At 62.6% G+C, this 18,673-nt stretch carries 15 protein-coding genes; 6 read left to right on the forward strand and 9 right to left on the reverse strand.

What is annotated here, in order from left to right; all coding sequences use genetic code 11:
* Positions 1-15 precede the first annotated feature (15 nt).
* Positions 16-765 carry a carboxylesterase gene (locus MXAZACID_RS05035; protein ID WP_008493043.1) on the forward strand — a complete coding sequence of 250 codons (750 nt, stop codon included), beginning with the start codon at positions 16-18 and terminating at the stop codon, positions 763-765.
* Here the strand turns inward: MXAZACID_RS05035 and MXAZACID_RS05040 are convergent.
* Positions 721-1,575: an SDR family oxidoreductase gene (locus MXAZACID_RS05040; RefSeq protein ID WP_008493045.1), complete on the reverse strand. Its 855-nt coding sequence runs from the start codon at positions 1,573-1,575 to the stop codon at positions 721-723. The genes MXAZACID_RS05035 and MXAZACID_RS05040 overlap by 45 nt on opposite strands.
* A gap of 205 nt (positions 1,576-1,780) precedes the next feature.
* Positions 1,781-2,527: an orotate phosphoribosyltransferase gene (locus tag MXAZACID_RS05045; RefSeq protein ID WP_008493046.1), complete on the reverse strand. Its 747-nt coding sequence runs from the start codon at positions 2,525-2,527 to the stop codon at positions 1,781-1,783.
* Between the two features lie 151 nt (positions 2,528-2,678).
* Between MXAZACID_RS05045 and MXAZACID_RS05050 the strand changes: the two genes are divergently transcribed.
* Both MXAZACID_RS05050 and MXAZACID_RS18195 read left to right on the forward strand, forming a co-directional pair.
* Complete coding sequence (locus tag MXAZACID_RS05050) at positions 2,679-3,890, forward strand: NADP-dependent isocitrate dehydrogenase (RefSeq protein WP_008493047.1); 1,212 nt, start codon at positions 2,679-2,681, stop codon at positions 3,888-3,890.
* Between the two features lie 67 nt (positions 3,891-3,957).
* Positions 3,958-5,055: a DUF563 domain-containing protein gene (locus MXAZACID_RS18195; RefSeq protein ID WP_144052653.1), complete on the forward strand. Its 1,098-nt coding sequence runs from the start codon at positions 3,958-3,960 to the stop codon at positions 5,053-5,055.
* Positions 5,056-5,105: 50 nt separating this feature from the next.
* Here the strand turns inward: MXAZACID_RS18195 and MXAZACID_RS18200 are convergent, their stop codons facing one another.
* From MXAZACID_RS18200 to MXAZACID_RS19675, 3 genes are all read right to left on the reverse strand, one after another.
* Positions 5,106-6,533, reverse strand: coding sequence for a DUF563 domain-containing protein (locus MXAZACID_RS18200; RefSeq protein ID WP_083878482.1), 1,428 nt, complete (start codon positions 6,531-6,533; stop codon positions 5,106-5,108).
* Between the two features lie 39 nt (positions 6,534-6,572).
* A complete protein-coding gene (locus tag MXAZACID_RS05065) occupies positions 6,573-8,060 on the reverse strand; it encodes an efflux transporter outer membrane subunit (protein WP_240376571.1) in 1,488 nt (495 codons plus the stop codon).
* Between the two features lie 162 nt (positions 8,061-8,222).
* A complete protein-coding gene (locus MXAZACID_RS19675) occupies positions 8,223-8,471 on the reverse strand; it encodes a hypothetical protein (protein WP_205619736.1) in 249 nt (82 codons plus the stop codon).
* Here MXAZACID_RS19675 and MXAZACID_RS05070 point away from each other — a divergent pair.
* Positions 8,458-9,108 carry a hypothetical protein gene (locus tag MXAZACID_RS05070; protein WP_008493052.1) on the forward strand — a complete coding sequence of 217 codons (651 nt, stop codon included), beginning with the start codon at positions 8,458-8,460 and terminating at the stop codon, positions 9,106-9,108. The two genes, MXAZACID_RS19675 and MXAZACID_RS05070, sit on opposite strands and share 14 nt — an antisense overlap.
* 3 nt (positions 9,109-9,111) lie before the next feature.
* On the opposite strand, the gene MXAZACID_RS05075 is transcribed toward MXAZACID_RS05070, so the two are convergent.
* Positions 9,112-9,552, reverse strand: coding sequence for an Rrf2 family transcriptional regulator (locus MXAZACID_RS05075; protein WP_008493054.1), 441 nt, complete (start codon positions 9,550-9,552; stop codon positions 9,112-9,114).
* 121 nt (positions 9,553-9,673) lie between these two features.
* A complete protein-coding gene (locus MXAZACID_RS05080; protein ID WP_008493055.1) occupies positions 9,674-11,269 on the reverse strand; it encodes an NAD(P)/FAD-dependent oxidoreductase in 1,596 nt (531 codons plus the stop codon).
* A gap of 257 nt (positions 11,270-11,526) precedes the next feature.
* Between MXAZACID_RS05080 and MXAZACID_RS05085 the strand changes: the two genes are divergently transcribed.
* The gene (locus MXAZACID_RS05085; protein WP_039884742.1) at positions 11,527-13,632 is read left to right on the forward strand and encodes a glycosyltransferase; all 2,106 of its coding nucleotides are present in this window, start codon (positions 11,527-11,529) and stop codon (positions 13,630-13,632) included.
* Between the two features lie 260 nt (positions 13,633-13,892).
* Here the strand turns inward: MXAZACID_RS05085 and MXAZACID_RS05090 are convergent, their stop codons facing one another.
* Positions 13,893-14,108: a hypothetical protein gene (locus MXAZACID_RS05090; protein WP_026438749.1), complete on the reverse strand. Its 216-nt coding sequence runs from the start codon at positions 14,106-14,108 to the stop codon at positions 13,893-13,895.
* Positions 14,101-17,442 carry a DUF2126 domain-containing protein gene (locus tag MXAZACID_RS05095; RefSeq protein ID WP_008493057.1) on the reverse strand — a complete coding sequence of 1,114 codons (3,342 nt, stop codon included), beginning with the start codon at positions 17,440-17,442 and terminating at the stop codon, positions 14,101-14,103. The genes MXAZACID_RS05090 and MXAZACID_RS05095 overlap by 8 nt, the downstream gene beginning before the upstream one ends.
* 92 nt (positions 17,443-17,534) lie before the next feature.
* Here MXAZACID_RS05095 and MXAZACID_RS17680 point away from each other — a divergent pair, with 92 nt between their 5' ends.
* A complete protein-coding gene (locus MXAZACID_RS17680) occupies positions 17,535-18,650 on the forward strand; it encodes a glycosyltransferase family 8 protein (RefSeq protein ID WP_008493058.1) in 1,116 nt (371 codons plus the stop codon).
* The last annotated feature ends 23 nt before the right edge of the window (positions 18,651-18,673 follow it).

Below are 18,673 nucleotides of genomic sequence, written 5' to 3' on the forward strand. Positions count from 1 at the left end.
TGGAGGGTTATGACTATGCCGTTTGTGTCACGCCTGCCGGGAATCGACCTGGCCTATGAGGTTCTGGATGGGCGCGGGCCGCTGGTGATGTTCTGCCCCGGCTATGCCTCGGACATGCAGGGCACCAAGGCGCTGGCGCTGGAAGCCTGGTGCAAGGCGCGGGGCCGGGCGATGCTGCGCTTCGACTATGCCGGGCATGGCGCCTCCGGCGGGGTGTTTCTGGAAAACGGCATCGGCGACTGGGCGGCGGATGCGGCCTATGTGCTGGAGCAGGTGGCGCAGGGGCGCGAGGTGCTGCTGGTCGGCTCCTCGATGGGCGGCTGGATTTCGCTGATCCTGGGGCAGGCTTTGGGCGCGCGGCTGGCGGGGCTGGTGCTGCTGGCCCCTGCCCCGGATTTCACCGCCCGGATGCTGGAGGTGGAGCTGCCGCCCGAACAGCAAGAGGCGATCCGCAAGCAAGGCGTGATCTATAAGCCTTCCGAGTATGGCGACCCGATGCCCTTCTCGCTGGCGCTGATCGAGCGCAGCGCGGCGCATTATGTGATGACCAAGCCCATCGCCATCACCGCGCCGGTGCGGATTTTGCACGGGATGCGCGATGACGCGGTGCCCTGGGAATTGTCGCTGAAGCTCGTGCAAAATCTGACCGGCTCGGATGTGCGGGCGAGCTTCATCAAGGCCGGCGACCATCGGCTTTCCACGCCGGAAGATCTGGCGTTGCTAGAGCAGACCGTGGGCGCGCTCCTCGGCCAGGATGGCGGCTAGGCCCTCGCGGTAGGTAGGGTAGCGCCAGGCGAGGTTGAGGCCGGATTTGGTGGCTTCGGCCCGCACCTTGCGGTTCTCCGCCCAGAAGCTGCGCGCCATGGGGGACATGGTTTTCACCGCCTCCTCAAACGGCACGGGCGGCGGCGGGGCGATGCCGAGCAGGCGGGCCGCTTCCTGGACCACGTCCGTCGGCGCGGCGGGCTCGTCATCGGCGAAGTTGAAAATGCCGGTGGCGCCCTGGCGGATGGCGGCGGCAACGCCCAGCCCGATATCCTCCCGGTGGATGCGCCCGAACATATGGCCGGGCTTGATCACATGCCGCCCCTGCCCGGCCCGCAGATCGTCCAGCATGGAGCGGCCGGGGCCGTAAATGCCGGCGAGGCGGAAGATGGCCAGGGGCTTGCCCAAATCCGCCCAGCCCTGCTCGGCGGCGATGCGCCGGCGGGCGCGGGCGGAACCGGGATTGGGCGGGGTGGTTTCATCCACCCAGCCGCCTTGCGCGTCGCCATAGATGCCGGTGGTGGAAAGATAGCCCAGCCAGATCGCTGGGGCGGCGCCCAAGGCGGTGCCGTAGCGGGCCAGGACGGGGTCACCCTGCTCATCCGGCGCGGCGCTGGTGAGGATGTGGCTGGCCTGGGCGATGGCCGGCTGCGCCTGCGCGAAGGGCAGCAGCGTGACGCCGGGCTCCGGCCTGGCCTCGCTGCGATAGGTGGCGCTCACCTGCCAGCCCGCCGCCACCGCCTCTTTGGCGATGGCGCGGCCGGCATAGCCGAGGCCGAAAATGAGAAGATGCGGGGACGAGACTGTCATCCCCGCCTTTCTGGCATCAACCCGGCCCCGTTAAAAGCCTGGAAAAATTAGCAAAAGTTTTTGGGGGTGTGGGGACTTTTTTCAAAAAGTCCCCACGAAGGTTCGGGGTGGTGGCAACTGCGGTGCCACCACCCCGAACGTCTTCGCCGCTTTTTTGAAAAAAAGCGGCACCAAAAAACTTTTATAACTTATTCAAAGAGTTACTTTAGCCCTTCTTGCCCAGCTTATATTCCAACGCCTCTTCCGCCGTGGCGACACCGCCATGCGCGGCCGACCAGGCCATCGGGTTTTCCAGGAATTTGCGCACCCCGGCCAGGGCGGCATCCGAGAAATAAGCGTGGCTCTTGGCGGCTTCCAGCACATCCCACCAGGTGCAGAGATGATGCAGCTTGATGTCCATGCTCTCCAGCGTCTCGAAGGAGCCGGGGAAGACGCCGTAGAAGAACACCACGAACGTATGGTTGCAGAGCGCCCCGGCTTCGCGCAGCGCGTTGGCGAACTGGATCTTGGAGCCGCCATCGGTGGTCAGATCCTCGACCAGCAGCGTGTTCAGCCCTTCCGGCACGTCGCCCTCGATCAGCGCGTTCTTGCCAAAGCCCTTCGGCTTCTTGCGGACATAGGCCATCGGCGCGTGCATGCGCTCGGAGATCCAGGCGGCGAAGGGAATGCCCGCGGTCTCGCCGCCGGCCACGGCCTGGATGGTCTCATGGCCGACATGGCGGTAGATCTTCTCCACCGCCAGATCGCAGATTTTGGCGCGGGCGCGGGGGAAATAGATGATCTTGCGGCAATCGATATAGACCGGGGATTTCCAGCCGGAGGTGAGGGTATAGGGCTCCTCGGGGCGGAAATTCACCGCCTTGATCTCCAGCAGCAGCTTCGCCGTGGTCAGGGCAGCATCCCGGTCCCAGTCGCTCGCCCAGTCGATTTTCGCGGCAATCCGCCCACTCATATCCTTAAACTCCGTTCAACGCGGTCAAACCGCCCCCCTCCTAGCCGCTCGCTTGCAGCCCGTCCATGCGTTTTGGCGGGGCGGGGCCAGGGTTGTGCGGCGCGGCGGGAGTGGTATTTGATGATGCCAGCATGGAGTAGAGAGAGTAGAAATGGCCAAAATCAAGGTAAAAACCCCGGTCGTGGAGATGGACGGCGACGAGATGACCCGGATCATCTGGGGCTTCATCAAAGAGAAGCTGATCCTGCCCTATCTCGACATCGACCTGAAATATTACGATCTGGGCATCGAGTATCGCGACCAGACCGATGATCAGGTGACCGTGGACGCGGCCAATGCCACCAAGCAGTATGGCGTGGCGGTGAAATGCGCCACCATCACCCCGGACGAGGCGCGGGTGAAGGAATTCAACCTCAAGAAGATGTGGAAGAGCCCGAACGGCACCATCCGCAACATCGTGGACGGCACCATTTTCCGTGAGCCGATCATCTGCAAGAACGTCCCCCGGCTGGTGCCGCACTGGACGCAGCCGATCGTGGTGGGGCGCCATGCCTATGGCGATATCTACCGCGCCACCGACTATAAGGTGCCCGGCCCCGGCAAGCTGCAGCTGAGCTTCACCCCGGAGGGCGGCGAGCCGGTGGTGATGGATGTGCACGACTTCACCGGCCCCGGTGTGGCCATGGGCATGTTCAACACGCTGAAATCCATCGAGGGTTTCGCCCGCGCCAGCTTCAATTACGGCCTGGCCCGCAACTACCCGGTTTATCTCTCCACCAAGAACACCATCCTGAAGGGCTATGACGGCTTCTTCAAGGACACGTTCGAGCGCATCTTCGAAGCCGAGTTCAAGGCGCAGTTCGAGAAGGCCGGGCTGACCTATGAGCACCGGCTGATCGACGACATGGTGGCCTGCGCCCTGAAATGGAGCGGCGGCTATGTGTGGGCCTGCAAGAACTATGACGGCGACGTGCAGTCCGACATCGTGGCGCAGGGCTTTGGCTCGCTGGGGCTGATGACCTCGGTGCTGCTGAATCCGGATGGGACGGTGGTTGAGTCCGAGGCCGCGCACGGCACCGTGACCCGGCATTTCCGCGAGCACCAGAAGGGCCGCCCGACCTCGACCAACCCGATCGCCAGCATCTTCGCCTGGACCCGCGGGCTGATCTATCGCGGCCGCTTCGATGGCACCCAGGATGTGGTGGATTTCGCCGAGACCCTGGAGCGCGTGTGCATCGAGACGGTGGAAGCCGGGCACATGACGAAGGATCTTGCGCTGCTGATCGACAAGAACGCGCCCTGGCTGACGACCCAGGATTTCCTGGATAAGCTGGATGCGAATTTGAAAGTGGCGATGAAGTAAGGTTGCTTCTGGGAGCGCAACTTTGTTGCGCTCCCTTCTCTTCTTTACGTCGAAGCCTGGAGTGGTCATGCCGCCTTACGAAACTTGTTCAGTAGAAATATTTGAGAAAGTCGGCGAGTTCGTTCCATCTCCTATTTATATGGCAAAGCCGAAGCTGCATCAGGAGCATTTGGTTCCAGCAGAATTATTGGCCCAATGCCGACTTCGCTGGGACCAGAAACGTTTCGTTCTTCCTCCGATACGATCTTATCTTCTCAAAAATGTTTACGTTTCTGAGCAGGGACTTGTTTTCACCGAAGATGGAAAGGTCATTGTTCAATCTATTACGAATCATGGCCAGGAAGAAATCGTCCGAGCCGCGGAGAAGCTTCGACTTTTGGCGACAACACAGGAAAGTGTTCAAGCGCACGAGCGTGGCATATTGTGCAAGAAGCGTGGCGCTGAGAATTACGGCCACTGGCTTGTCGAGATGTTACCTAAGGCGTTTCTCGCTCAGCGTCAGCTTGCGCTAGGTGAGGCCTGGCCGGCTATTGTTCACTCCTCTAGCGAGAAGATGAACGCTGTTGTTCGCGAATCGCTTGAACTCATAAACTATCCGACGAACAATATCATCTTCACCAATTCAGAGCCTTGCCACTTTAAAGAATTGATATTGATCGACGGCTTGACAGTACACTCCGTATTCATGTCAACGCCAGTGTTCGAATGCATGGAAACAATTTCGGGTAGTGTTCCTGCCGGTTCATTAGAGCGCCTATATATAAGCCGCCGCCCCTCGACAAACCGCTGTTTTGAAAATGAAGCCGAAATCCAAGCACTATTTACGAATTACGGTTATAGGGAAGTAGTTTGTGCGAACCTGTCTTTCTCTGAACAGGTAAGTGCTTTCAAAGCTGCACGGCGGATTGCCGGTCCTATGGGCGCTGCATTTACAAATGCTATTTTTTGCCAGCCCGACACTAGCTGGCTGTTATTCATGCCAGCTACCGCCCATGAGTATTTTTTTTGGCAGATAGCAGAAGGCAAGAAGATAAACTATCACGAGATTCGGACACAGGAAGTTGGACCTAATCGGGGCCCCCTGCCTTGGGACAGAGACTTATATATCGAGCCGGGTCATTTGCGAGCGATGCTAGACAGACTTATTGAATGCGACAATTTATGACACCAAATCTGTCGTGGTCAGATCAAAAAACAGGAACTAAGCGGCTAGTATTATTCCAGACTATCAAGCGAGTGCATTAAGTCAGCCGCATGAATGCAGTAGTTTCGAGCATCTACACTCTCTGCCTCATTCTTACTAACCTGTCCCAGAACAAACTGGTATTTGAGGCCAAGTGTATCTGCCAGCCGTCGATATACCCAGTTTGTATTCCCCTCCATATGAATTTCTAATATTTTTGTGCCTTCGTTGCAAAAAATAATGTTTGTCAAACCAGCGCCATGTGGTGCTACAATAGTTTCTGCCGACTGGAAGAGCGATATTTGCTCAGCGACAGTTAATTCAGTCAGCGTGAAAATTTCAAAGCCCCTACCCTTCAAGGCTTCCTCAACAAGGCGCTCATTTTCGAGGATACGATTGGTCGAATCTCGCCTCGAGATATAGATTTTCCGATTGCTTTCAAATGTGCCTGAATTGAACGGATGCTTTTTCCAAGCAGCCTTCAACATTTTTGAAAAAGATAAAATTACCTCATTAGGATAGAGGCTACCAGCAGGATATAAGTGAGCATAGTACAAATTGTCGCATCGTACCTTTTCCTGAGCGGATAGGGTCATGGGATTGAAATTAGCTAAATCGCTTATAACTAGCTCTAGAATTTGAAGCTGGTAAGTTTCTTTTAACGTCGGCAAGATGACATGAACACCGCTTTGGGAGTTTATATTCATGAAAAATTGCAACGACAGCTTTGCTATTGTTTCTACTAAATAATGAAAATAATTCTCAAGATTTCCGTTTGTCAAATGATAGGCTACGGAAATACTCGCCGAAGCACCTTCCTCGTATACTGAAAGTGTCTCGCCATCAAAAAGCAAATTTTCATACAAATGAAACGGAAACTGATTGGTGGATTCACTAACAAGAAAATCATCAACCAAAACCAAGCCGTGCCTAGTAAAGACGACCGCGTCTTTCAGGCACCAAACTTGATGCCCAGGCAATTCCAAGAGATCGTTTATGTTTCTTTGATCCGCAGGAATGTCGTGCGTCTTCCTCAATTTCAGATCGTTTAAACAAGACTTGGAAACATAACGTGTGGCAGCGCCGTTCTCGACACAGCGCACTCGATCCTCACCTAAATGAGACGCGATTTCGGCAAGATTAGCGACACGGAAGATTTTCGGAGCTTGGGCCGGGCGGCTCAGTATCTGCCTTGTCGGGTGACTTGGGTCAGGCTGATAAACGCCGATAAATAATACTTCCAGTTCGGACGGAAGATGTTCAAATATCCAGGTCAATTCACGATTGGCGTTGAATATTTTCAGCCGTTGGTCTGTGATCGCCCAAAACGCTTCATTGAAATGTTCGTAACCGCTGATGCTACCATCAGGGTTGAACCTGAAGTGACGAGACGTAACTGAGTGATTCTCGGGCCCGAAATGCCAGTTGTAACCACAAAGAACGTTTCTGTTCAGCTCCATTCCTCAACCCCTACGATCTTCGGTCAAACGTCAGCCACATTATGATCCGGACGCCGCAGGATACATCCCCTCCCAGCCCCCGCCAAGCGCCTGATACAGCGTCACCAGATCCGTGCCCAGCTTCTGCAGTGACACGGCCTGGTTCTGCTGGGCGGCGAGGTTGGTTTGCTGGGTGGTCAGCACGGTCAGGTAGTCCACCAGCCCTTCCTTGTACTGCTCTTCCGCCAGGCTGAGCGCGATCTGGCTCTGGTGCACGTCTTCCTGCAGCGCCTGCTGGGTGGCGTGTTCCTGTTCGTAATTCACCAGGGCGGTATTCACCTGGGTGAAGGCGGTGAGCGCGGTTTTGGCGTAGGCGATGGCGGCTTCCTTCTGCTTGGCCTCGCTCAGCTTCAGCGCGCCGCGCAGCTGGCCGCCCTCGAACAGCGGCAGCGTCACCGTCGGGCCGAAGCCGTAGGTGAGCGATTTCCAGCTATCCATGGCATTCAGCGTCATCCCTTCCAACGAGGCGGAGGCGGTGAGCGAAATGTCGGGGAAGAAGGCGGCCTTGGCGGCGCCGATCTGGGCGGTGGCGGCGTGCAGCGTATCGGCGGCTTCGCGCATATCCGGCCGGCGGGTCAGCAGCTCGGCCGGCAGGCCCACCGGCACGCTGGGCGGGGTGAGCGGCACAGGGGCGGGGGTGAGCAGATCCTGCGGCAGCCCGTCCGGGGTCTGGCCCAGCAACAGGCCGATCTGGTTGATCAGCCCGTCGCGCTGGGCGATCAAGGTCGGGATCTGCGCGGAAATCTGCGCCGCGGTGGCGCGGGCATTGGCGACATCGAGCGAGGTGGTCAGCCCCGCCTGCTGGCGCTCGGCGGTGAGTTTCACCAGCTGGTTGGCGAAGTCCAGGTTCTTCTGGGTGATGCCGAGCACCGCCTCGGTGCCGCGCAGTTGGATATAATTGCTGGCCACCTGCGCTTCCACATTCAGCAGGGCGGCGCGGCGGGCTTCCTCGGAGGCGCGGGCCTTGGCCACGGCGGCTTCGACCAGGCGCTTGTTCTTGCCCCAGAGATCGAGGTCGAACATCGTCTGCAGCCCGTACTGGTAGAGATTATAGGGCTGGGTGACGGCGGCGAAGTCTTTGCCGAACTGGCTGAACTGGCCGAGCGGGCTGTTCGGGCTGACCACGTTGCGGCTATAGGAGGCGTTGGCGCCGAGATTGGGATAGAGCGCGGCGCCCTGGATCTGCGCCTGGGCCTGCGCTTCGAACAGGCGCTGGGTGGCGATCTGCAGATCCAGATTCTGCTGCACGGCGCGGGTTTCCAGCGCGGTCAGCACCGGGTCGTTGAAACTGTTCCACCATTGCGGGTCCACCGCGCCGCCGGAGACGTAAGGGGCGCTGCTGGCCGGGGCATCGTTGAGGAAGGCGGTGGGCGCGTTGGCGTGGGGCGCCTGGTAATTCGGCCCGAGCATGCAGCCCGACAAGGCGGCCAGCAGCCCGAGCGACAGGGCGGAGCCGGTAAGGCCACGGCGCAAATGCATGGATGTCACGATCTTCAAACTCCCTGTGCCGCGCCCGCGGCGGTCGCCAAAACAACCATGGCCGGGCCTGTCCGGGCAAGCCTCGCCCTGGGCAGAATCAACCGGCCGATGAAATTGCCGTCTTGTTGCACATAGGACAGGTTTCATACCACTCTTAAACCAAGCTGGCAGCTATACGGCGGAAAACCCCGCGCACATCTTGAAAAACAGGGGAATTGTGCCGGGTGGCGCCGCCGCCATCGCAGCGAAACTGTTGAAAAGCCAAATCTTTGATTGAGCTTGCGCAACGCGGTTCTCATCAAAATCGCTAAGATCGTTAAAATATCGAAAAAAACCCTTGCGTCCGAGTCGTTTTTGCAGGTTAAATCCACTTAAGGTTGAAGTGCCCAAAAAGGGAGATAACGAAATGGCTGGTTTCACTTCTTTGGACGTGATCGTTCGTGACAAGCTGCGGACATGGCCGCAGCATCCGCCGGGTCTCGCGGATCACGATATGGGGGCGTCCGGGTCATGGCTGCGGGCGAGGCCGGGGCCGCCGCAGGAACGCGACCAGCCTTTCCTGAAGCTGCCCGGCGCCAACCGGCTGCGCACCCATCCGGATGGGTTGTGGCTGTGTTTCGGCGGCACCGAGGCGGACCCGTATGTCGATCTTTTCGCCATCGAGGCCTGCGGCTGCTACCAGAATTTGCTGGATAAGCGCTCGCGCTTTGCCCCCTCGATGCATTCCTGGCTGGCGGTGTGTTCGGAGGAATGGCTGATGCAGCCGGTCTCGCCCAACAACCCGATGCCGCGCTGGCGCTATACCGGCTTGCTGCGGCGCACGCCGACCGGGCCGCTGGTGCTGCCGGTGCGCGATATGCGGGTGATGTATGCGCTGCGCCCGCGCCAATATACCGGCTTCGTCACCAGCCAGATTCCGCATGCGCATGAGTTTTTCGCGCCGATGGAGGCGATCATCGGGCCGGAGGGCTGGCAGCATCCGCCGCTGCGCGCTTTCATCGCCCGCACCTCGCCGCGGGCGAATTTCTTTTCCTATCCGGGGGCGAGTGCGGCCTGAGGCTCAGGCGGTGAGGTCGGCGGGCAGTTTACCGTCCGCCAGCGCCTTGGCCAGCGAGGTGCCGTCCAGCTCATTGGCGATGGCATCGCGCACCCGGCGCATCACCTTGCGGATCTCGCAGGCCTGCTCGTCGCGGCATTCGTCGCAGCGGCGGTAATAATTCACCGAGACGCAGGCGAGCGGCGCCAGCGGGCCATCCATGATGCGCACCACCTGGCCGAAGGTGATCAGATCCGCGGGCTTGGCCAAAGCGTAGCCGCCGCCACGGCCCCGGCGCGAGCGCACCAGCCCGTTGCGGTTCAGCTCCAGCAGGATGGCTTCGAGGAATTTCTTCGGCAGATTCTCGCGCTCGGCGATTTCGGAGACCAGCAACAGCTTGTCGTCCTTCTCACGCGCCAGCACCATCAGGGCCTGCAAGGCATATTTGCATTTCTGCGACAGCATGACCCTTCTCCCGGCTCCTTTTGATCTGACATATTCATCTACAAGACATAGGGCGCGTAGAAAATATCCCAGCGAACATATTGCGGAATTTCCGATAGAAAAACAAGGAATTCGGTAGGCGTCAGAGACCGGCCAGGCTCTTGATCACCGCTTCCGCGACCTTGATGCCATCCACCCCGGCGGAGAGAATGCCACCCGCATAGCCGGCCCCTTCCCCGGCCGGATACAGCCCGCGCGTGTTGAGCGAGCAGAAATCCTTGCCCCGGGTGATGCGCAGCGGCGAGGAGGTGCGGGTTTCCACCCCGGTCAGCACCGCGTCCGGACGGTCGAAGCCTTTGATCTGCTTGCCGAAGGCCGGCAGCGCCTCGCGGATGGCTTCGATGGCGTAATCCGGCAAGGTCGGCGCCAGATCGGTGAGGTGCACGCCGGGCTTGTAGCTGGGCAGCACCTCGCCGAACGATTTGGAAGGCGTGCCGGCGATGAAGTCGCCCACCAGTTGGCCCGGCGCCTGGTAGGCGCCGCCGCCCGCGACATAGGCGGCGCGCTCCCAGACCCGCTGGAATTCCACCCCGGCGAGCACATCCCCCGGATAATCCGCCGGGCTGATGCCGACGACGATGCCGGCATTGGCGTTGCGCTCGGCGCGGGAGTATTGGCTCATGCCGTTGGTCACCACCTGCCCGGCCTCGGAGGTGGCGGCGACCACTGTGCCACCCGGACACATGCAGAAACTATAGACCGCGCGGCCATTCCTGGCGTGGTGCACCAGCTTGTAGTCAGCCGCGCCCAGGATCGGGTGGCCAGCGAAGGGGCCGAAGCGGTGGCGGTCGATCATGCCTTGCGGATGCTCGATGCGAAAGCCGATGGAGAAGGGCTTGGCCTCCATGAACACGCCGCGCTGATGCAGCCGGGCGAAGGTGTCGCGCGCTGAATGGCCGATGGCGAGGATGACATGGTCGGTCTCGATCCGCTCGCCGCTCTCCAGCAGCACGGCGCGGATCTGGCCGTCCTGGATCTCGAAATCATCCACCCGCGTGTCGAACCGGTATTCGCCGCCCAGGGCGGTGACTTTCGCGCGGATCGCCTCGACCATGGAGACCAGCCGGAAGGTGCCGATATGCGGCTTGGCGATATAGAGGATTTCCTCCGGCGCCCCGGCCTCGACGAATTCCTCCATCACCTTGCGGCCGAGGAAGCGGGGGTCCTTGATCTGGGAATAGAGCTTGCCGTCCGAGAAGGTGCCGGCCCCGCCCTCGCCGAACTGCACGTTGGAGGCGACGTTGAGCTCGCCGCGCCGCCACAGGCCCCAGGTATCCTTGGTGCGCTGGCGGACCAGCTTGCCGCGCTCCAGCACCAGCGGGCAGAATCCGGCCTCGGCGAGGATCAGCGCCGCCAGGATGCCGCAAGGGCCGGTGCCGATGATCACCGGGCGTTTCGCCGGGCGCGCCTGGGCGATGGCGGGGAATTGATAGCCCATATCCGGGGTCGGCATGCCGGTTTCAACCGCCCGGTCCAGCACGGCATCGACCGTATAGACCAGCATCACCTGGGATTTTTTGCGGGCATCCCAGGCCCGCCTGTGCACCTGCCAGGAGAGAATGGCACTCTCCGGCACGCCGAACCCTTCAGCGATGGCGGCGATGAGCGCGTGCGGCTCATGGTCGATCGGCAGGCGTAATTCGGTGAGGCGGCGGGAGGGGAAGGATGTCGGGGCCATGGCAGATGTGGCGTCTAACCCGGCGCGGCGCATCCGCCAATCGTCCCGGCGCGGATTTTATCCACAGCGCTCTTGATAAGCCTGTGGAGAAGCGTGTGGATGAAGCGCAAAGCGCGGGTGCTGGGCAGAGACCGGCACGGTTTGGCGCCGCGATGGTTGACCGGGATGCGGATCTGGGTTTCGGATAGGCAATAATCCGGAGGCCGCATGACAAAATTTCACTGGCCAGAGCTTGGGCTTTGCGTGGGCGGGCGGGGGTGAGCCTGGTCATCGATCTGCGCTGCCTGCAGGACCCGGCCTACCGGGAGCGGGGCATTGGCAATCATGCCCGCAATCTCATCCGCCATGCGCCGCCGGGCTGGGTGGGGGTGTATGATCCGGTACTGCCCGCCTTGCCGGAGGCGGTGGCGGCGCAGGCGGGGCGGCTCTCGCCGCATGGCTACGTGCCGGGGGCGACTTTGTTCCTCAACCCCTCGCCCTTTACGCCGAACCAGGAATTCTGCGCCAGGCTGCTGACCGATGCGCGGGTGCGCAAGGCGGTTTGCGTGTATGATTTCATCCCGTTCGACGAGCCGGGCCGCTATCTGCGCACGGCTGGGGCGCGGCTGGACTATTACGCCGCGCTGGCCTGGCTGCGGCGATATGATCTGTATTTTCCCATTTCGGTGCCCACCGAGGCGCGGTTGCGTGAGCTGTTCGGCGCGGTGGAAAGCGTGGTCACCGGCGTCGGGCTGCCGCCTTTTCTGCAGGCGCTGTCGCCGGCGGTGCCGCGCCATGTGCTGATGGTGGGCGGGGATGATCCGCGCAAGAACCCGGAGCTGCTGCTGCGCGCTATGGCGTCCAGGCTCCGCCTGAGCGAGGTCGAGCTGGTGATCACCGGCGGATATGACGAGGCCACCGCCGCCCGGCTGCGCGCGATCCGCCCGGTGGCGTTGCCGGGGCGGGTGAGCGACCCCACGCTGGCTCAGCTCTATGCCGGGGCTCTGGTGGTGGTCACGCCGTCCAGGGCCGAAGGGTTTTCGATGCCGGTGGTGGAGGCGTGCCGGATGGGCGTGCCCTCCCTCGCCTCGGACATTCCCGCGCACCGGGCGCTGCTGCCGACGCGCTTCCTGTTCGGGCCGGATGACGTGGAGGGGCTGGCCGTGCTGCTGGAGGAGACGCTGCGGGCCCGCGAGGCGGTGATCGCCGCGCAAGCCGGGCTGGCGGCGCCCTTTGCCGAAGACGCGGTGGCGGCAAAGCTGTTTGCCGCCCTGCCCGCCCCCGTGCCACCAGCATCGCGGCGGCCACGCATCGCCTTGCTCTCGCCGCTGCCGCCGACCCGCAGCGGCGTGGCGGACCATTCCGCGGCCTTGCTCGCCGCCTTGCGCAAGCTGGCGCAAGTCGATGCGTTTTGCGGCCCCTATTCGCGGCTGGCGGTGCAGGATGGGGGCTATGACGCGGTGCTCTGCGTGCTCGGCAATGCGCCGCTGCATGAGGAGATTTATCAGCTCTGCCTGCGTTATGGCGCTGCCTGCCTGTGCCATGATGCGCGGCTGCTGGGGTTGGCGACCACAAACGGCCTCGCCCCCGCCGCCGTGCTGGCTAGCGAGGAGCTGGGGCGGGTGGTCAGCGAGGACGAGATCGCCGCCTGGGCGGCCGATGAGCGCCAACGCGAGGCGAGTTTTCTGGGGAGGCTGGCGCGCGCGGCGCGACCGCTGATCTTCCACGCACCGCAGCCGGTGCGGCTTTGCCAGGAACGCTTCGACGTGCAGGCGCAGGCCCTGCCCTTCCCGATGATGCGCCCGCACGCGCCTGTTACGCCCGAAGAGCGCGAGGCGGCACGGGCGGGTCTGGGCATCGGTCCGGCGGAACAGCTCATCGTCTCTTTCGGGTTTCTGGTGCCGGCGAAAGCCATCGGCGCGGCGCTGGCGGCTTTCGCTGTGCTGAAACGCGAGCGCCCGGCGGCGCGGCTGGTCTTTGTCGGCGAGGTGGCGATGGATCTCGCCGCGCTGCGCGACGAGGCGGCTTCGTTGGGGGTGACGCTGGGCACCGGCTTTGTCAGCCCGGAGGCGTATCGCGCCTGGGCGGCGGCGGCGGATGCGGGGCTGCAGCTGCGCATCGGCCAGGCGGGCGGAGTTTCGGCGGCGTTGCAGGATGGCATCGGCGCCGGGCTGAACATGGTGGCGAGCCGGGATCTGGCGGAGACGATCAATGCACCCGATTACGTGCTGCGGGTGGCGGATATGCCTGACCCGGCGGAGATTGCCGGGGCGCTGGCGCGGGCCTTGGCGGCGCCTGGGCCCGATGAGGTGATGCGGGCCGCTTACTGCGCCGCGCATGACATGCAGGCTTATGCGGTGCGGTTGCTGGAGATGATTCTCTGAGCGACCTAGCTGCAACACCCAACAAACCGGGATCAACATGGACCCGTCAAATGTTTCGATCCCGAGTCTCCTCGTATTTTCTCTGTGATCGAAACATGGTGATCCCTCAAGGCAGGAGCGGCGATTTTGGAAACCGCCCCGGCGTTTCCCCGCTTTGTCTAGAGCGTCAAGCTTTTAGCTTGATGCTCTAAATTTTGTTTTAGCGAGCAATTTCATGTGTTTAGATTGACACTGGCGCGTCAACCTAAAGACCTATTGCTCTAGGCCGGCTCGCGGTTGGCCAATGCGATGGTGAGCAAGGCGCCCTCCATCTGCTTCGCCAGCTCGTTATCCTTCGCCTGCGCCGCCGCCAGCTCGGCCCGCAGCGCCGCCAGCTCCTCGCGCAGCACCGCCAACTCCGCCGCCATGCGGTCCTGCGCCGCCGTCACGTCGGCGGCCATGAACTGACGCAGGCGCTTAAGCTGGGCCTTAAGCATGGCGGCGCAGATCCAGGCAGCGGGGGAATTCCGGCCCCTCCGCCGGCAGCGGCAACGGCGCTGGCCCCGGCGTATGGCCAAAGGCCCAGAAGCGCGAGCGCCGCCTGGCCTCGGCCGCGTTGGAGTTGATCGGGAAATCCTCATAAGCGCGCCCGCCCGGATGCACGGCGTGATGCGTCATCCCGCCGATCGAGCGGCCGGACCAGCTGTCATACACGTCGAACACCAAGGGCGTCTGCACGCCGATGGTCGGGTGCAAGGCCGAGTACGGCGCCCAGGCCTTGAAGCGCACCCCGGCGACATATTCGCCCTGTGTCTGGGTCCGCTGCATCGGCATCGCCGCGCCATTGCAGGAGAGGATATAGCGCTCATCCACCCAGCCATTCACCTTCACCTGCAGCCGTTCGGCGGAGCTGTCCACATAGCGCGCGGTGCCGCCGCTGCTCTGCTCCTCGCCCAGCACGTGCCAGGGCTCCAGCGCGTGGCGCAGCTCCAGCTGCATGTCGCGCACCGTCACATCGCCCAGCTTGGGAAAGCGGAATTCCAGATGCGGGGCGAACCAGTCCGGATCGAGCGGGAAGCCGAGCCCGGCCAACTCTTCCAGAGCGTCCTTGAAATCCTGCTCGGCATAGTGGGGAAGCAGGAATTCATCGTGCAGGCGCGTGCCCCAGCGCACCAGCCGGCGCTCATAAGGCCGCTCCCAGAAGGCGGCGACGGCGGAGCGCATCAGCAAAATCTGCGCCGCGGACATCTGCTCATGCGGCGGCATCTCGAAGGCGCGGAATTCCACCAGCCCGCGCCGGCCGGAGGCGCCGTCCGGCGAATACATCTTGTCGATGCAGAATTCCGTGCGGTGGCCATTGCCGGTCATGTCGCAGAGGATGTTGCGGAACAGCCGGTCCACCAGCCAGGGCGGGGTCTGGCTCTGCCGTCCGACCTGGCGGAAGGCAATTTCCAGCTCGTTGATGCTGTCCTCCCGCGCCTCGTCGATACGCGGATGCTGCGAGGAGGGGCCGATGAACAGGCCGGAGAACAGGAAGCTGAGGCTGGGATGGTTGTGCCAGAAGCCGAGCATGGATTTCAGCAGATCCGGCCGGCGCAGAAAGGGGCTGTCAGTGGGGGATTTCGCCCCCATCACCACATGATTGCCGCCGCCGGTGCCGACATGGCGGCCATCCAGCATGAATTTCTCCGCTGCCAGCCCGACCTCGCGCGCCGCCTCATAAAGCTGGGCGTTGCGGGTGGTCAGCTCGGCCCAGCTGGTGGAGGCGGGGATGTTGGCCTCGATCACGCCGGGGTCCGGGGTGACGGAGAAATTCACCACGCGCTCATCCTCGGGCGGCAGATAGCCTTCCAGCACCACCTTGCGGCCGAATTCGGCGGCGGTGGCCTCGATGGCCGCGGTGAGTTCCAGCCAATCCTCGACATCGTAAAGCGGCGGGTAGAAGATGTGGAGCTTGCCGTCCCGCGCCTCGACGCATAGCGCGGTGCGCACCACGCCCGGCTCCTCGCGCCCCACCACCGGCAGGCTTTGCGGCACCGGGCGGAAATTCTCGATGGCCCCCTGCCCTTCGGCGGCGCGCGGCCGGTAGCGGGCGAACTGCAAGGCATCGCGGCTCGGCAGCGGAGCTTTCGGGGCGAACGGGTCGGTTTCGTATTCCTGCTCGATGCTCGCATCATCCGCCCAGGGCAGGCTGTCCAGCGGCAGACGCAAGCCGATCGGGCTGTCGCCGGGGATCAGGAACATCACATCGTCCTTGAAGAACCAAGGGCCGGATTGCCAGCGGCGCTGGCCATCCATGATCACCCGGCGCAAAGGCAGCACCGAGCCGACATTCGAGGCCAGCCCTTGGCCAAAGACCTTGGCCAGACGCGCGCGTTCCAGCGGGTCGCGCAGCTTGGCATCCTCGGTGACGACATTCGCCGGCAGGCGTTTTTCGCGCCAGAGATAGTAATGAATGTCCTCATGGGCGGCGTTGACCAAATCGGGATCGACTTGCAGGCGCTCCGCCAGCGCGCGGGCGAAGATCGCCGTGTCGTCGGCATTGGCGTTGTCGGTATCGTCATCGGAAGCGAGCAGGGACGGGTCTTTCCAGACCGGCTCGCCATCCGCGCGCCAATGGGCGTGGATGGCCCAGCGCGGCAGCTGCTCGCCGGGATAATGCTTGCCCATATTGTAGGTCAGCGCCGCCCCCTTGCCCCAGAGCGGGGTGAGCTTGCGGATCAGCCGGCCGGCATAAGCGCGCTTGGTCGGCCCCAGCGCGTCGATATTCCATTCCGCGCCCTCATGGTCGGTGGCGGAGACGAAGGTGGGCTCGCCGCCCATGGTCAGGCGCACATCGTTGCGCAGCAGCGCATGGTCGACGCGCGCGCCACGGGCGAGAATGTCCTGCCATTGCTTGTCAGTATAAGGCTTGGTGACGCGCGGGGTTTCCTTCACCCGCTTCACCTCCATGTGGAAGTCGAACTCCGTCTCGGTGCCATCCTCGGCGATGAAGCCGCCGGAGATGGCGGCGGCGGATTGCGGGGATGGGGTGGCGGCGAGCGGGATATGGCCCTCACCGGTGAGCAGGCCGGAGGTGGCGTCCAGCCCCACCCAGCCGGCACCGGGCAGATAGACCTCGGCCCAGGCGTGCAGATCGGTGAAATCCGCCTCCGGGCCGGCGGCACCGCCATCCACAGGCTTCTGGTCGGCGGTGAGCTGGATCAGATAGCCGGAGACGAAGCGCGCGGCGAAGCCGAGATGGCGGAGCAGATTGACCAGCAGCCAGCCTGAATCCCGGCAGGAGCCCTTGCAGAGTTTCAGCGTTTCCTCGGGCGTGAACACGCCCGGTTCCATGCGCACCACGTAGGAGATGCGCTCACTCACCATGCGGTTGATCTCGACCAGCATGTCGGTGGTGCGCGGCTCCTGGTCCTTGAATTTCGCCTTCACCTCGGCGATCAGCGCCGCCAGCAGCGGGCCGGGCTTGCTCAGCAGCCGGAAAGGCGCCAGCTCCTCGGCCAGCACGGGGTCATAGGCGAAGGGGAAGGTTTCTGCGTCCGGTTCCAGGAAGAAATCGAACGGGTTGATCGTCGCCATGTCAGCGACGAGATCGACGATCACCTCGAAGCTGGTGACGCGCTCGGGGAAGACGACACGGGCGAGGAAATTGCCTTGCGGGTCCTGCTGCCAGTTGAGGAAATGCGGCTTCGGCGCGATCCGCAGCGAATAGGAGATGATCGGGGTACGCGCATAAGGGGCGGGACGCAGCCGGATGGTCTGCGGCCCCAGCGACACCGGGCGGTCGTATTTATAGGAGGTGCGATGAGTGATGGCGGCGTGGATCGACATGCAGGCTCCTTGGATACGCTTTCAGCCCAGCATGCGCAGGGCTGTTTCGCAACGCAATAGCAACCAGAGGGGAAAGCACGCATGACAGTGGCGTGTTTGTCAGCAGCCGGGCGGGGTGCGAACATGAATCGGGCAAGCTGCTGATTTTGGCGGCAAAAGGCGTGTGGGGGCGCACGGGTATGGGCGAGCGCAAGGCAGTGTTTTTCGCGGCGGATGCGGCCTATCTGCCGCTGGCCTGGGTGGCGGCGCGGGATGTGGCGGCGCAACCCGGCCGGGATTTCGATGTCTGCCTGCTCTTGCCCGAGGATGTCGCGGCCACGCCGCCGCCGGGTGTGCGGGTGTTGCGGGTGCGCCTGCCGGAGGTGTTGGCGCATGTGGCGGGGCCGGCGCATATGTCGCCCTTCGCCTATGCCAGGCTGGCCGCCCCTGCCATCTGGCTCAGCGATTATGACAAGCTGCTTTATCTGGATTCGGATATCAGGGTGAGCGGCGATCTTTCGCCTTTGTTCGCCCTGGAGATGGGCGAGGCGCTGGCGGCGATGGTGGAGGATTGCGGGCGCTATCTGGGCGCTGCCGGCGGGCGGGAAGATTGGGATGAGTACCGGACCCGCACCGGCTTGCGGCTCGACGCCCCTTATTTCAACAGCGGGGTGATTTTGATGAATGCGGCGCGCTGGCGGGCGGAGGCGCTGTGGGCGCAGGCGGCGACCTTCATCGCGGCGCGGGGGGCGCAATTGCGGTTCATGGACCAGGATGCGCTGAATGTGCTGGGTGGGCGAATCCTGGAGCTTTCACCGCGCTGGAATTTTTGCACGCATTATATGGGGTTGGGGCTGGAGGGCGTGGTAGCACCAAGGGTGCGGCATTATCTGAACGTGCTGAAACCCTGGCGGGATCCTGAATGGGCGACATTGTACGGTAAGGCGGATGTGAAGGTGTTTGGCGCGGCGTTTGCGGGTTCACCCTGGCCAGGGTTCGTGCATCAGGGGCTGGTATCGGCCCTGCCCTGGCGCAAACGCGCGGCGACGGCGGCGGCCAAGGCGACGCGGCATGTGCCGGAGGCGGCGCTGGCAGGGCATATGGAAAATTTCATCGGGCTGGCGCCGAGGCTGTGGCGCGACGTGCGCGCCGGCTTCGCCGAAGGCGCCAAAAGCTACGTGGATTTAAGCTCGGAAGAGGCAGCCGCATGGAAAGCGGCACTGACCTGAAGGCGCAAAAGTTTTTTAGGGGG

Source organism: Acidocella sp. MX-AZ02 (assembly GCF_000306035.1).
Classification (GTDB): domain Bacteria; phylum Pseudomonadota; class Alphaproteobacteria; order Acetobacterales; family Acetobacteraceae; genus Acidocella; species Acidocella facilis.